Genomic DNA, 14,894 nt, shown 5'->3' on the forward strand with positions numbered 1-14,894 from the left:
TCCTTCCAACCATTCAGTATTCTCATAGTAGGTATACCTTTTAGTCTATTACTATAATAAAGAATATTTTAACATAAACAATTATTCGACAATAGGAAATTTTATATTTATGCCTTGATTATTTTTATTTACTAATAACTTTAAATATATATACATGAAAAGAAGGCCATCATAACAGTGCAAGTTGATAGCCTTCTCAATCTATTAATCTAAATATCTTTCGATTACGACAGGCTGAAGCTGTTTTCCTTCAATAGCCGCTTCTACCGTTTCCTGAATCAGCGTCATTCTGGCTACCATTGATTTTGGTTTACTTTCAGGTGCATCCTGACCAAATGGGATAAAGTAAATATCTTTGGTTGATATTAATCTCATTAGGTTTACACCGTTTAAACCAAGAGCATCATTTGTTGATATCCCCAGTACTACAGGTCGATGATTACGAAGAGTCGCTTTAGCAGCCATTAACACTGGGGAATCTGTCATTGCATTGGCGAATTTACTCATTGAATTTCCTGTAAGGGGAGCGATCACCATACAATCCAATGGAATTTTAGGACCTAGTGGTTCTGCCTTAACGATTGAATCGATTACCCTATGACCTGTAACGTCTTCAATTCGCTTAATCCAGTCTTCTCCTTTACCGAATCTCGTTTCCGTATTCATAACAGTTGAAGTTACTATCGGCATCACTTCTGCACCGTTATTCACTAATCGTTCGATTTCCGGGAATACGGCATCATACGTACAATGAGAACCTGTCAGACCAAACCCGATTCGTTTTCCTTTCACACTCATGATGAACTCTCCTTTCCTAAATCAAGATCTTCCTCTAACAATTGACAAAGTACATTCGCCAGTATCTGGCCAGCTGTCTTAGGTGCCACGATCCCAGGCAATCCGGGGGCTAACAATGCTTTTATTCCCCGTTTTTCTGCATAACGAAAATCTGTACCTCCAGGCTTTGAAGCCAAATCGATGATTAATGTATGAGCTGGCATTTTGGCTATCACAGCAGCCTTCACTATATGCACTGGAATTGTGTTAATACATATATCACAATTCTCAACCTCTTTTTCTAAGTTATCTAAGTGGAATGGCTCTAAGCCCATTTCAGTCACCCTCGCCAGATGCTCACTTTTCCGAGCGCCAACCTTCACCTTTCCGCCTAAATGATGAAACGTTCTAGCTACACTCATACCTACCCTACCCAGACCCAATATGACAATCGTAGATCCATGAATCGTAAAGTCTGTATGTTGAATAGCCATCATAATCGTTCCCTCTACAGTAGGAATAGAATTATAAATGGCAACATCGTCTCTCTCAAACAACTGAACAAGTTTCCGATTCGTTGAAGACATTATTTCATCCAAATACTTATTACTAATTCCTGAATAGATCGTACAGTGCTCTGGCGTCTGAGACACAACTTCTTCTGTTAAAACGATTTTCTCATTGGAGAAAATCGTATCAATTTCGCCTTGTAGATTCGTGCCGGGTACAGGTAAGATTATGGCATCAATAATTGAAAAGTCCACTTCATCGAGTTTCTCTTTCGTAGCCCCTGTAAAGGCATGATCTAGTTGTTCAAAACCTACGAGTGAGATCTTTGCATCCAACTCAGTAAGCTTCCGAATAATCTCAAGTTGACGAGCATCTCCGCCTAGAACTGCGATCTGCATTCCGGTCAGCATCACTGATTTCACCTACTTTTTACATAATCGCTATTCTAAATCCCTTTTCACTTCAACAGTGTATGTTGCACATACCTAATGGGTGAGAAGAAAAGCAGGAAGAGACTGTTTAGAATATGGGATTGCTTCTGTAATGTAGCTGTTGTTACAGGTCAGGTTGGGATAATGATTGTAAACAGGTTTTATACGAGTGGTACAATATGTATCTTCCTATTACACTGACTCCTTCCATCATTTTGGAGAAAGCCTGATTATTTTAATAATGGCCAAATAAAAAAACGGGGTTTCCCCGTTTCAATAGACTATCTATTTCTTTATTCATTCGATACTTCCAGAATGATCATATCAGCTCCGATTGTTCTGATCTGATGCCATGGTACCCTTATTTCCCCACCTTGTTTTCGCAGCCATTTACCCGTCGGTATGATAAGCGCATTAATGCTTCCTGACTTATCATTGAATTCAAGATCAGTTTGCCCTAGAATACCAAGTCGTTCTGCTTTTTTGTAATCGACTATTTCTTTTCCGCTTAACTCGCTTAATCTCATGAAGGTTTCCTCCTTAAAAGAAGCTCTGTATTACAATGTATACACTGTCCACTTTTTTTAGAAGAAATTCTTCGTTATTTCCATCCAATGTGATGATTCATACAAAAAAAGCAGACTTAAGCAGTCTGCTTTTTCCTGTTATTTCTTCATATTTTGAGGGAGATTCCCCTCCGGACTGATGAGGGATATTGCATAATCATCTTTAAAGATGTCAAGGGCTAACTTATTTACTTTGTCCATCGTAACACCGTCGATTTCTTCGACAATCTCATCCAGCGTTCGGTGGCGTTTTAGAAGCAGCTCATTTTTCCCATTACGACTCATGCGGCTATTGGTGCTTTCTAAACTGAGCATAAGGTTACCCTTTAATTGCTCTTTGCTGTTAAGTAATTCTTTAGAGGTTATACCATCAGCTTTTAAGGCTCGCAGGGTACTGTCGATTGTATCGAATAATTGATCTAACTGATTGGCCCCTGTCCCTCCATAGATGGTTACCATTCCACTATCTTCATAAGCGGAGTGATATGAAAATACGGAGTAAGCAAGTCCTCTTTGCTCTCGAACCTCCTGAAACAGACGGGATGACATACTGCCACCTAATACATTGTTTAATACAATCAGGTTATAGATGTCTGGATGCCCTATTTGCAGGCCGTCAAATCCTAAACATAAATGGGCTTGTTCTGTATCTTTTTTCCGCGCAAGCTTATTATTATGAAAGGCAGGCTTCACACGGTCCTCTGGTCCTTTACCACCTTCATAAGATCCGAATAGCTTCTCGACTTCTTTGATGAATGTTTCATCCACATTTCCTGCTACAGAAACCACTACTTGATCCGGAGTGTACATGTCATGCATGTACTCTTTCAATTTGGCTTGATTGAATGAGTTAAGTGTTTCTTCCGTTCCCAGAATCGGATAGCCAAGGGGATGCTCTTCATAGATTGCCTTGCTTAGTAAGTCATGGACGATATCATCAGGGGTATCTTCATACATTTTAATCTCTTCATACACTACATTTTTTTCTTTATTTAATTCTTCTTCTACGTAGGTAGAGTTAAAGAACATATCAGAAAGTGTATGTAATGCATAATCCGCATGATTGTCCAATACTTTTGCATAATAGCAGGTATATTCCTTTGAAGTAAATGCATTGACCTGTCCGCCGATGCTGTCAAATGACTCTGCTATTTCACGGGCCGTTTTCGTTTTTGTTCCTTTGAAAAACATATGTTCCAAGAAGTGGGATATTCCGTTATTTTGTTCTGTTTCATTGCGTGAGCCGGTTCCAATCCAGACCCCGATCGCTACAGAACGTACGTGAGGTATTTCCTCCAGCACGATTCTTAGTCCGTTTTGGCATGTATATTTCTTTATCAAGAAATTTCCTCCTATTCATGATGCAAACTTACTGCTTCTTATTACTATTTCCCTGTTTAGACGAATTATCGACGTCTTCTACGATTCTCTCTTCTTTAACCAAGCTTGAGATCGTACCAAGCCTTAAATTTTTTTCTTTTATTTGAAGAATCAACATGCTTAACGAATTGGCTGTTGAAGCTGTCGGATGCATCAGTACAATTGCTCCCTTGTGCATCTTTCTCATTACTCGCTCGATTAACACGCTTGGTTGTGGTTTTTGCCAATCAATCGTATCCACACTCCACATAATCGTTCTCATGTGCATGTCGTCTGCAATAGTTATGACTTCCTCCCGGTAGCTGCCGCTTGGTGGAGCAAACCACTTTACTTTTTCCCCTGTGGTCACTTCAATTATTTCATTCGTTTTTTTCAATTCTTCTCTTACTTTGGCTGACTCCAATGTTTTCATATCAGGGTGAGAATATGAATGATTTCCCACTTCATGTCCTGCGTCCACGATCATCTTCGCTAAGTCCGGGTTATTTTTCACCCATCTCCCCTCTAAAAAGAACGTAGCATATACTTGGTGTTTTTTCAAAGTTGCAAGCATATCCGGAATGTATTCATTTCCCCATGCTACATTGATAATAAAGGAGACCATTGGTTTATCGGGATTCCCCCGGTAAACAGGGGAAGCAGGTAAATCAGGTAAGTGCGTATCAGGAGTGACTTGCTTGTAGATCAATTTATCTTCATCGAATGATTTTTCTTTTTTCATATTTTGAAGAGACGCTTCTACATCCACTTTTAAACCATTATATCCTGGTGTAGCTTTCCAAACTGTATCTATTACAGCATCTTGAGCAGGGACTTCCCTCAATTTTGCTTCTTCTTTTATTTTTCGAGTTAGATCAATTGGTTGGCTAACTCCATTCACTTCTAACGATTCTTGTTTTAGTCCTGTCACATACTGATCTGATAACGGATTTTCAACGACAACTAAAGTCAGAATAGCAATTAGACTAATTCCAATCAAGTAATTTCTTTCCATACCTGTCCACCTTCCTTCTCCTAAAAACATATGAAGGAAAAGGAAAAGGTAGAACAAAAGCGGACGAGCAATGCTCCAGAGGCGACAAGCCAATTCTACTTCTTCAGTCCTGAATGAGAACTCCACAGATAAAAAAAGCCGCCCCGCAGGAGAGTTTGCTCCTTACAGGACAGCCTGCCAATCTAAAAAGATTATGCTTGGTTTTGTTCTTCTTTTTCACGCTGCTCTTTAAGAACTGCTTTTCTGGACAAGTTGACTCTACCCTGGTTATCGATGTCAAGAACCTTAACAAGGATCTCATCGCCTATAGCCACTACATCTTCTACTTTGCGAATTCGTTCTTCTGCAATTTCAGAAATGTGGACCAGGCCATCTTTACCACTGAAGATTTCTACAAATGCTCCGAATTTTTCAATTCGTTTTACTTTCCCCAGATACATTTGTCCAGCTTCAACTTCTCTAACGATATCTTCAATTGTTTTCTTAGCAACTTTGTTCATCTCTTCATCAGTAGAGGAGATGAAGATCGTTCCGTCCTGCTCAATATCAATCTTAACGCCTGTTTCGTCGATGATTTTATTGATTTGTTTACCACTTGGTCCAATAACATCACGGATCTTATCAGGATTAATATGCATAGTTAAGATTTTAGGTGCATATTGAGAAAGGCTTGTTCTTGCTTCACCGATTGTTGCTAACATGCTATCAAGGATCTGCATTCTTCCTTTTTTAGCTTGTTGAAGTGCTTCTTCAAGAATTTCTCGGGATAGCCCATCAATCTTAATATCCATTTGAAGAGCAGTTACACCTTTAGAAGTCCCTGCTACTTTAAAGTCCATGTCACCCAGGTGATCTTCCATTCCTTGAATATCTGTTAAGATGGAATAGTTTTCACCAGATTTGATCAGACCCATGGCGATCCCTGCTACAGGTGCTTTAATAGGAACACCGGCATCCATCATCGCCAGGGTACTTGCACATATACTTGCTTGGGAAGTTGAACCATTTGATTCAAGTACTTCAGAAACAAGACGGATTGTATACGGGAAGTCTTTCTCGTTTGGAATAATGGGATCCAATGCTTTTTCCCCTAGTGCTCCATGTCCGATTTCACGACGACCAGGTCCTCTGATCGGGCCCGTTTCCCCTACACTGAATTGAGGGAAATTATAATGATGCATGAATCGTTTTGATTCTTCAATTCCTAGACCATCAAGAACTTGAACATCACCTAAAGCCCCTAATGTACAAATGCTTAGTGCTTGGGTTTGTCCACGTGTGAACAGTCCTGAACCATGTGTTCTTGGTAATAAACCAACCTCGGAAGAAAGTGGACGTATTTCATCGACTTTACGACCATCAGGGCGGACTTTATCTTCAGTAATCAAGCGACGAACTTCATTTTTCACAAGCTTGTCTAATACTTTTTTCACTTGCTTCAGTGTAGCTTCATCGGCTTCTTTCTCTTCTTCATAAACAGCCATCACTTTTTTCTTTACTGCTTTAATGGCTTCTTCACGAGCATGTTTTTCTTGAACTTGAATCGCAGGGATTAGTTCACTTTCACATAAAGAACGAACCTCTGCTTCAACAGCTTGATCAAGTTCAACAAGTTGAATTTCTGATTTCTCTTTACCGACTTTAGCAACAATTTCCTCTTGGAAAGCGACTAAACGCTTTATTTCTTCATGACCAAACATGATTGCCTCAAGCATTGTCTCTTCCGGTACTTCATCTGCGCCTGCTTCAACCATGTTGATGGCATCTTTGGTACCAGCTACTGATAAATGAATCTCACTTCTCTCCAGCTGCTCAACTGAAGGGTTAATAATAAATTCACCATCAATCAGACCAACAATAACGCCGGCAATCGGACCCTCAAATGGGATATCAGAAACAGATAGTGCTAGTGAAGATCCGAACATAGCTGCCATTTCAGATGAACAGTTTTGGTCTACACTCATCACTATACTGATTACTTGTACCTCATTACGGAATCCATCTGCGAACAATGGACGGATAGGGCGGTCGATTAAACGGCTTGCAAGAATCGCTTTTTCACTCGGACGACCTTCACGTTTAATAAATCCTCCTGGTATTTTACCAACAGCATATAATCTTTCTTCATAATTTACAGTTAGTGGGAAGAAATCCAGTGGTTTTGGCTCTTTTGAAGCTGTTGCACTACTTAATACCGCAGTATCTCCGTAGCGTACCATTACCGCTCCATTGGCTTGTTTGGCAAATTGGCCTACTTCGACCGTTAATTCTCTTCCTGCCCATTCAATGGAAAAGGTTTGTTTAGTTTGTTCCATAAAGTGTGCCCCTCTCTTTATATATCACTAAAAGGTTCGGCCTGTACCTAACCCGGATAAATATTGTAAATAAACTAATCTATATCATGCACATTTGTGCCGTTATATTCGCATGGGTGAATAACATAAGGAACTATGTAAATATAGTACGTTCTCTCAATGGAAAGTTCTATTTACTCGCATTAAGGACTTAACTAACTTTTATGTACATATTATGTATTTTAGACAAAAACTATATAATTGAATACTTTTCGTGATAAAAAAATTTAAAAATAAGTGGGGGATCATACAAAGATTCCCACTTATCAAAACTAAAGAAAAAGCGGGACATAATCCCGCTTCCTTTGTCTGTTTATCGACGTAAACCTAATTTGTTGATTAACTCACGGTAGCGTTGTACATCTTTCTTACGTAGGTAAGATAATAGATTACGACGGTGACCTACCATTTTTAGAAGACCGCGACGAGAGTGGTGGTCTTTCTTGTGAACGCGTAAGTGATCGTTCAGGTTGTTAATTTCTTCAGTTAGGACAGCAATTTGAACTTCTGGAGATCCAGTATCGTTCTCATGTACTTTGTATTCACTGATAAGTTCGTTTTTACGCTCTTTAGTGATAGCCATCCTTTTCACCTCCTATTAATTTCTTTCAAATCCCCTGTTACTGAGCAGCCGTTGGTGAATCGTGATGCCAAGCAAAGGTTCATTTCATACGCTATTTAGAATACTACTCTTTTCAACAAAAATCAAGTATAAACCTCAAATTTCCGAAAAGTAGTGTATTGCTTTGTCTTTATCTTTCTGAATTTGCGAGATTAATTCCTCTATCCCCGAAAACTTCTGTTCATCCCTAATTCTTTCATACCATTCGATATACACTTCTTCGCCATATATTGACGCATGAAAATCAAAAATATGAACTTCGATTGATAGAGAGTATTCATCTGGATTTTTAAAAGTAGGCTTATAACCGATATTACATACACCATCGAACCATTTGTCATGTATTTTCAGTCTAACGGCATACACTCCCACTTTAGGTGTAAGATAGTCGTAGGTCAACTCAACATTGGCAGTAGGAAAACCAATTTTTCTACCTCTCTTATCACCATGTATGACTGTCCCTTTCATTTTAAACGGCCTGCCCAGGAGCTGACGAACCTTCTTTACATCGCCTTCTTTAAGGCATTTTCTTATGGCCGTTGAACTTACTTTGGAGTCATCGTCTGTAAGCTTCGAAATAGTAGTAGAAGTAAACATATCACGTGAATGGAATGGAAGTGTCTCCATCGTCCCTTTTCCTAAACGTCCATATGAGTAATCGAAGCCTGCGACTACATGCAGTGCATTGAGACCGATCATATATTGATCAACGAAGTCCTGAGGGATCAGACTTGCAAATTCTGATGTGAAACGGACAATAAATAAATAATCCACGCCCAGTTCCTCTATGATTTCTTTCTTATCTTCCAGAGGAGTTATGTAGTGAATATGCTTGTGTTTATGACCCAATACAACTGAAGGATGGGGATCAAATGTCATGACCGCACTACACATATTAAGTTCCTTAGCTTTTTTTACGGCTGTCGTAATGACCCTTTGATGTCCTCTATGTACTCCATCGAAGTATCCAAGAGCCAACACAAGGGGAGGAAATTCATTCTTACTAATTGAATGGGGATGATGTACAGTTATTACTTTCACAGTATTTCACCTTTTTCACTAGTCGTTGAAAAGCACCTTAACAGGCTTGATAATCCCAGGTTTGTCCGGATGACGGCGATAAATGGCAATGACCTTGCCCTGGTACTCCATCACTACTTCTCCCGTTTCCGGCCAGCCTTCAGGCTCTTCTAAGCGTGCTCCGTTCTTCACTTTCTCTGCTAATGTATCACTAATTGCCATTTTCGGCAAATGAGAAAGCCCCATTTCCAACGGGAGAAGAAGCCCCTCTTGGTTTTCATTTTCAACAAACTCTTTTACGTCTTCTAAGGTAAAACAGTCCTCTTTCCTAAAATTCGCTGATTTCGTACGCGTAAGGGCGGACATATGAGCTGGATATCCAAGTCTATTTCCAATTTCAACTGCAAGGGTTCTTACATATGTCCCCTTGCCGCAAGCTACTTCAAATGAGAAAGCCGGATGCTTACTGTCTAACTCGTCCCAATCCTCCAGTAATTGAAGCTTATGGATACGAACCGTCCTTGATGGCCTATCAATTTCAATCCCTTGTCTTGCATACTCATACAACCGTTTACCGTTGACTTTTACCGCTGAATACATTGGAGGGGTTTGCGTTATATCGCCGGTTAAACTCCTGAGAATCTCCTCAACCTCTGCTCTGGTAATCGTACGGTCCACCGTCTTCTCTACAACAAGTTCACCCCAAGCATCTTCTGTCGTAGTCGAGAAACCGAGTGTGACTTCCCCTTCATAGGTTTTTCCCGACGCTGTAATGTACTCAGCTATCTTCGTAGCTCTTCCAATACAAATCGGAAGCACACCAGATACTTCCGGATCAAGTGTGCCCGTATGACCAACCTTCTTCGTTCTAAGGAGCTTCCTTAATTTAAATACACAATCATGTGACGTCATGCCACGGGGCTTCCATAGGGGCAGGATTCCATTCATCTTAATACCTCCACTAATGTTCATTCTTTAATAAAACAATTATAAAACAAAAGGACTAATCCATTGGAATTCCCTCCGGATCAGCCCTTTCTTGTTACTCTTCAGTGTCTTTAGACTCTTCTGGTTCATCTTGAACTTTTCTTAATAAAGTTTCAATATGATTACCATAATCAATCGATTCATCAAACTCAAAAATAATTTCAGGTGTTTTACGCAGACGGATTCGCTGTCCTACTTCAGAACGGATGAACCCTTTTGCCTTCGCCAGACCTTTAAGCGTGTTTTCTCTTTGGTCTTCTCCACCCAGAACGGTAATATACACTTTTGCCTGTTGTAAATCACCAGTTACCTGCACATCTGTAACTGTCACAAAGCCAATGCGTGGGTCCTTTATTTTTCGTCCGATAATATCGCTGAGCTCTTTCTTCATTTGCTCGCTAACACGATTCGCACGATGGCTCATCAATATCACCTCTTATATATCGTTAATGGTTATATGTTTGAACATAAGCCACTCTCTATAACGACTCGATTTGGGTCTCCAGTCTCTCCCACTCCGGAAAAGAATCAATGAATTTCAATGCATGCTCAATTTCTCTTTCACTTGCTCCTTTAGAAGAAGCGACGGTGACGATGGCAATCCTGGTTCGTTGCCATACATCCTGGTGTCCGATTTCAGAGACAGAAACATTAAATTTTTGTTTGAGGCGTGACAAGACCCTCTGCAGGACCGCCCGCTTTTCTTTTAAAGAGTGAGAATCATAAATCATGCACTCACATTCAACATATGTGATCATTTACGTGTAATTTCCTCCATGATGAAGGCTTCGATTACGTCGCCTTCTTTCACATCGTTAAAGTTCTTAATCGTAATACCACATTCGTAACCTTTGGCTACGTCTTTCGCATCATCCTTAAAGCGTTTAAGGGCATCCAGTTCACCTTCAAAGATAACAATTCCATCACGTATCAGACGAACACCGCTATCGCGAGAAATTTTACCTTCTGTTACATAGCTTCCCGCAATTGTACCGACTTTAGACACTTTAAATGTTTGACGAACTTCTGCTTGACCGATGATTTTTTCTTCGAATTCAGGGTCCAGCATCCCTTTCATAGCAGCTTCGATTTCCTCCATTACCTTATAGATAATACGGTGTAATCGAATTTCTACTCCTTCAGCATCAGCCGTACGTTTCGCATTTACATCAGGGCGAACATTAAAGCCTATGACAATGGCGTTGGACGCTGCTGCCAGTGTAATATCCGATTCATTAATCGCTCCTACACCTGTATGGATGATACGAATATTTACACCTTCAACTTCAATTTTCAGCAATGAAGCCGCAAGAGCTTCCACTGAACCTTGAACGTCCGCTTTAAGAACAAGGTTCAAGTCCTTCATTTCACCTTGTTTCATTTGTTCAAACAGATTCTCAAGGCTTACCTTCGACTTCTCTCCCCTTTGTGCTTGGAGAGCTTGAGAAGCACGGGCTTCACCAACGGAACGAGCCGTTTTCTCGTCATCAAATACAACGAAACGATCCCCGGCTTGAGGAACATCATTTAAACCTGTGATTTCAACAGGAGCCGATGGACCTGCTTCTTTCACACGGCGACCAAGATCATTGACCATTGCACGAACACGACCGAATGTATTTCCTACTACGATAGGGTCTCCAACTTTCAATGTTCCATTTTGAACAAGTAAAGTGGCTACAGAACCTCGTCCTTTGTCTAATTGTGCTTCAATTACCGTACCTTGAGCGAGGCGATTTGGATTTGCTTTAAGCTCTTCCACTTCACTGACAAGAACGATCATTTCAAGTAAATTATCAATACCTTCTCCTGATAATGCGGATAGTGGTACGAAGATAGTGTCTCCACCCCACGCTTCAGGAACCAGTTCGTATTCCGTCAGCTCTTGCATTACACGATCTGGATTCGCAGCTTCTTTGTCCATTTTATTGACGGCAATGATAATTGGAACTTCGGCCGCTTTCGCATGGTTGATTGCTTCAACTGTTTGAGGCATGACACCATCATCAGCAGCAACAACAATGATCGCAATATCCGTTACTTGAGCACCGCGGGCACGCATCGTTGTGAAGGCAGCATGTCCAGGAGTATCAAGGAAGGTGATCTTCTTTTCATCCACTTCTACTTGATAAGCACCGATATGCTGAGTGATTCCTCCTGCTTCTCCTGCCGTTACTTTCGTGTTACGGATGGAATCAAGCAGAGTCGTTTTACCATGGTCAACGTGACCCATGATTGTTACAACAGAAGGACGCTCTTCTACTTGCTCTTGTGTATCTTCAGTGAAGTATACTTCAAGATCTGTGGCATCTACTTTGATCTCTTCCTCTACTTCGACTCCATATTCTCCTGCAATCAGTTCAATCGAATCTTTGTCCAACTCTTGGTTGATTGTTGCCATGACACCAAGCATGAATAGCTTTTTAATGATTTCAGATGGCTCTTTGTGAAGCTTTTTCGCAAGCTCTGAAACTGTCAATGACTCTGAGAACGTAATTTTTGAAGGTAGTTCTTTTTTCTTGGCAGGCTGTTGTTGCTGGGGAGCCTGTTTGAAATTTTTATTTTGCCTGTTTTGTTTGTTATTTTTGTTTTTGTTGTTGTTATTATTATTATTGAAGACCTTCTTCTCCTTTGATTGGTGCTGTTGTTCGTGTTTTTTTCCTTCACGACTTTTCGGTGCTGATTTTACTTTTTCCTTGTTAGGAGCTTCTTCTGTCTTTGATGCATTTGCCTTGGAATCCTTTTGGCTTGTTTTCTGACTGCCTGAATCCCCTTTGTACATCGCGTCTAATTTTGTTACTGCGTCGTCTTCTATAGTTGCCATATGGTTTGATACCTCAATATTAAGTTGCTTTAATTTTCCGATAACATCTTTGCTTGAAACATTGTATTTTTTTGCATATTCATAAACACGCATCTTGCTCATATGTTCACCCCCACTGAGATTCATCGAGCAGTTCGGATAATTTCCCGGCAAAGCCTGCTTCCATTATAGCCACCACAACCCTGGCTTCTTTTCCAATGGCCTGTCCTAAATCATTTCTGCTATCCACTAAACTAACCGGGACATTGTAGGATTTACATTTGTCCGTGATTTTCTTGTACGTATTAGCAGAAGCATCTTTGGAAAGAATGACAAGTTTTGCTCGTCCACTACGAACTTCTTTAATAACAAGCTCTTCACCTGAAATAATCTTACGTGCCCGATTTGCCAATCCTAAAAGTGACATCCAACGATTTTGATTCATACGCTAAACGTTACTCCTTCTCCACAAGGCTAATCAATTCATCGTAAAGAGATTCATCTATTTTCGCTTGTAATTGATTGGCTAATGTATTTTTCTTTTTAGCTTGTAAAATGATGTCTTTATCCTTGGAAAGATAAGCTCCACGCCCTGACTTCTTACCGGTGGGATCGATGGAAACCTCCCCTTCTTTCGAGCGGACAATCCGTATCATTTCTTTCTTCGGTTTCATCTCACCCGTTGCCACACATTTGCGCAATGGGATCTTCTTATTTACACTCATCTGACTCACCTCTTAATCTTGATTGTCGAAATCAATATTTAAAGGCTCGTTATCATATTCTTCCTCTTCATCTTGAGGAAGGAATGACTCTTCTCGAGGATACAATCCCAGTTCACGAGCGTCTGTTTCACTCTTGATATCAATCTTCCAGTTTGTCAATTTGGCTGCAAGACGGGCATTTTGACCGCGTTTACCGATTGCAAGTGAAAGTTGATAATCCGGAACAACTACTCTTGTCGCTTTATCATCTTCATTCACCTGTACATCCAGCACTTTCGATGGACTTAATGCATTGGCTACGAATGTTACAGGATCTTCAGACCATTGGACAATGTCAATTTTTTCACCTTTTAATTCGTTTACAATTGCCTGTACACGTGCACCCTTGGTTCCTACACATGCCCCAACGGGATCCACCTCGGAATTTTCTGCATGAACAGAGATTTTAGAGCGATCTCCGGCCTCACGTGCAACAGATTTGATTTCTACAGTTCCATCAAAGATTTCAGGAACTTCGATTTCAAATAACCGCTTCAGTAATCCAGGATGTGTTCTTGAAACAAAGATTTGAGGACCTTTTGTCGTCTTCTCAACCTTTGTAATAAACACTTTTATGCGATCATGAGGTTTATATGTTTCATTGGGCATCTGCTCGCTCACTGGTAAAAGCGCCTCAATCTTGCCTAGTGCCACATAGATAAAGCGATTGTCCTGACGTTGGACGATACCTGTCATGATATCTTCTTCGCGATCCACAAATTCGGAATAGATAATTCCTCTTTCAGCTTCTCTTACTCGTTGGGTAACGACCTGTTTAGCCGTTTGGGCAGCGATACGTCCAAAGTCCTTTGGTGTAACTTCCAACTCAACAACGTCTCCAACCTCGTAGCTAGGATTGATTTCCCCGGCGTCTTCGACAGAAATCTCAAGACGGGAATCAAATACTTCGTCTACAACTTCCTTACGAGCGAAAACTCTCATCGTACCCGTTTCAAGGTTAAGGTCTACACGGACATTTTGTGCTTGGTTAAAATTTCGTTTGTAAGCCGACACAAGTGCAGCTTCAATTGCTTCAATGATGACATCTCTTGCAATGCCTTTCTCTTTCTCTAAAACAGTAAGAGCATCTAATAACTGAGTGCTCATGGTGGTTTCATCCCCCTTTATAGTGCGGTTAGTTCCTATGAAAATGTAACAGCCAATCGTGCGATCGCTATCTTATCTGTTGGAATTTCAACCTTCTTTTTTCGAGTCTTAATGGTTACTTCTAATGATAATTGGTCTGAAGTATAGGAAAGAAGTGTGCCTTCGAAGGCTTTTTCACCGTTCAGCGGTTCATATGTTTTCACATAAACGTTTTTGCCGATGGCTTTCTCAAAGTCCTTTTCTTTCTTTAAAGGACGTTCAGCTCCCGGTGAAGAAACTTCTAAAAAGTAATTATGAGGAATTGGGTCAATTTCATCTAACTTCTCACTAAGTCTTTCACTTACTATTCCGCATTCTTCAATGTCAACACCTGAATCTTTGTCGATAAATACGCGAAGAAACCAATTGGATCCCTCTTTTACATATTCCATGTCGATGAGTTCTAATGACATGTCGTCTAAGATTGGTGTAACAAGTTCTTCTACAAGTGTTGTTATTTTGCTCATACTTACCTCCTGGTCTATATGAAAATCTTGCACCAAGACTAGAAATGATAGTTCAAAAAATCTCCATGTAATA

General features: G+C 40.3%; 16 protein-coding genes. All 16 read right to left on the reverse strand.

Going from position 1 to position 14,894, the window contains the following annotated elements:
- Positions 1-204: 204 nt before the first annotated feature.
- The 16 genes from ACQKFO_RS06410 to rimP all read right to left on the reverse strand — a co-directional run bounded on the left by ACQKFO_RS06410 (position 205) and on the right by rimP (position 14,821).
- Positions 205-798 (reverse strand): dipicolinate synthase subunit B, encoded by a 594-nt coding sequence (locus ACQKFO_RS06410; protein WP_427597500.1) that lies wholly within the window; start codon positions 796-798, stop codon positions 205-207.
- Positions 795-1,697, reverse strand: a complete 903-nt coding sequence (gene dpaA / locus ACQKFO_RS06415; RefSeq protein ID WP_427597501.1) for a dipicolinic acid synthetase subunit A — start codon at positions 1,695-1,697, stop codon at positions 795-797. Before dpaA ends, ACQKFO_RS06410 begins: the two co-directional genes overlap by 4 nt.
- 314 nt (positions 1,698-2,011) lie before the next feature.
- On the reverse strand, positions 2,012-2,245 hold the full coding sequence (locus tag ACQKFO_RS06420) for a YlmC/YmxH family sporulation protein (protein ID WP_113968177.1): 234 nt from the start codon (positions 2,243-2,245) through the stop codon (positions 2,012-2,014).
- A 138-nt stretch (positions 2,246-2,383) separates the two neighbouring features.
- A complete protein-coding gene (locus ACQKFO_RS06425) occupies positions 2,384-3,625 on the reverse strand; it encodes a M16 family metallopeptidase (RefSeq protein ID WP_427597502.1) in 1,242 nt (413 codons plus the stop codon).
- Positions 3,626-3,653: 28 nt separating this feature from the next.
- Entirely contained in the window at positions 3,654-4,658 is a 1,005-nt protein-coding gene (locus tag ACQKFO_RS06430; protein ID WP_427597503.1) for a polysaccharide deacetylase family protein, read from the reverse strand.
- A 191-nt stretch (positions 4,659-4,849) separates the two neighbouring features.
- Positions 4,850-6,973 (reverse strand): polyribonucleotide nucleotidyltransferase, encoded by a 2,124-nt coding sequence (pnp, locus tag ACQKFO_RS06435; RefSeq protein WP_427597504.1) that lies wholly within the window; start codon positions 6,971-6,973, stop codon positions 4,850-4,852.
- 352 nt (positions 6,974-7,325) lie between these two features.
- Complete coding sequence (rpsO, locus tag ACQKFO_RS06440) at positions 7,326-7,595, reverse strand: 30S ribosomal protein S15 (protein ID WP_034760125.1); 270 nt, start codon at positions 7,593-7,595, stop codon at positions 7,326-7,328.
- A gap of 135 nt (positions 7,596-7,730) precedes the next feature.
- Complete coding sequence (gene ribF, locus ACQKFO_RS06445; RefSeq protein ID WP_427597505.1) at positions 7,731-8,675, reverse strand: bifunctional riboflavin kinase/FAD synthetase; 945 nt, start codon at positions 8,673-8,675, stop codon at positions 7,731-7,733.
- 18 nt (positions 8,676-8,693) lie between these two features.
- Positions 8,694-9,602 (reverse strand): tRNA pseudouridine(55) synthase TruB, encoded by a 909-nt coding sequence (gene truB / locus ACQKFO_RS06450; protein ID WP_427597506.1) that lies wholly within the window; start codon positions 9,600-9,602, stop codon positions 8,694-8,696.
- Between the two features lie 94 nt (positions 9,603-9,696).
- Positions 9,697-10,065, reverse strand: coding sequence for a 30S ribosome-binding factor RbfA (gene rbfA, locus ACQKFO_RS06455; RefSeq protein ID WP_148968773.1), 369 nt, complete (start codon positions 10,063-10,065; stop codon positions 9,697-9,699).
- Positions 10,066-10,120: 55 nt separating this feature from the next.
- Entirely contained in the window at positions 10,121-10,399 is a 279-nt protein-coding gene (locus ACQKFO_RS06460; protein WP_149155542.1) for a DUF503 domain-containing protein, read from the reverse strand.
- Complete coding sequence (gene infB, locus ACQKFO_RS06465; protein WP_427597507.1) at positions 10,396-12,567, reverse strand: translation initiation factor IF-2; 2,172 nt, start codon at positions 12,565-12,567, stop codon at positions 10,396-10,398. Before infB ends, ACQKFO_RS06460 begins: the two co-directional genes overlap by 4 nt.
- Before the next feature lie 4 nt (positions 12,568-12,571).
- The gene (locus ACQKFO_RS06470; protein ID WP_149155540.1) at positions 12,572-12,889 is read right to left on the reverse strand and encodes a YlxQ family RNA-binding protein; all 318 of its coding nucleotides are present in this window, start codon (positions 12,887-12,889) and stop codon (positions 12,572-12,574) included.
- A gap of 10 nt (positions 12,890-12,899) precedes the next feature.
- A complete protein-coding gene (rnpM, locus tag ACQKFO_RS06475; protein ID WP_113968187.1) occupies positions 12,900-13,169 on the reverse strand; it encodes an RNase P modulator RnpM in 270 nt (89 codons plus the stop codon).
- Positions 13,170-13,181: 12 nt separating this feature from the next.
- The gene (gene nusA, locus ACQKFO_RS06480; protein WP_044337366.1) at positions 13,182-14,315 is read right to left on the reverse strand and encodes a transcription termination factor NusA; all 1,134 of its coding nucleotides are present in this window, start codon (positions 14,313-14,315) and stop codon (positions 13,182-13,184) included.
- A 35-nt stretch (positions 14,316-14,350) separates the two neighbouring features.
- Entirely contained in the window at positions 14,351-14,821 is a 471-nt protein-coding gene (gene rimP, locus ACQKFO_RS06485; protein ID WP_427597508.1) for a ribosome maturation factor RimP, read from the reverse strand.
- Positions 14,822-14,894: the final 73 nt, after the last annotated feature.

The organism is Rossellomorea sp. NPDC071047, assembly GCF_050270195.1.
Lineage (GTDB): Bacteria > Bacillota > Bacilli > Bacillales > Bacillaceae_B > Rossellomorea.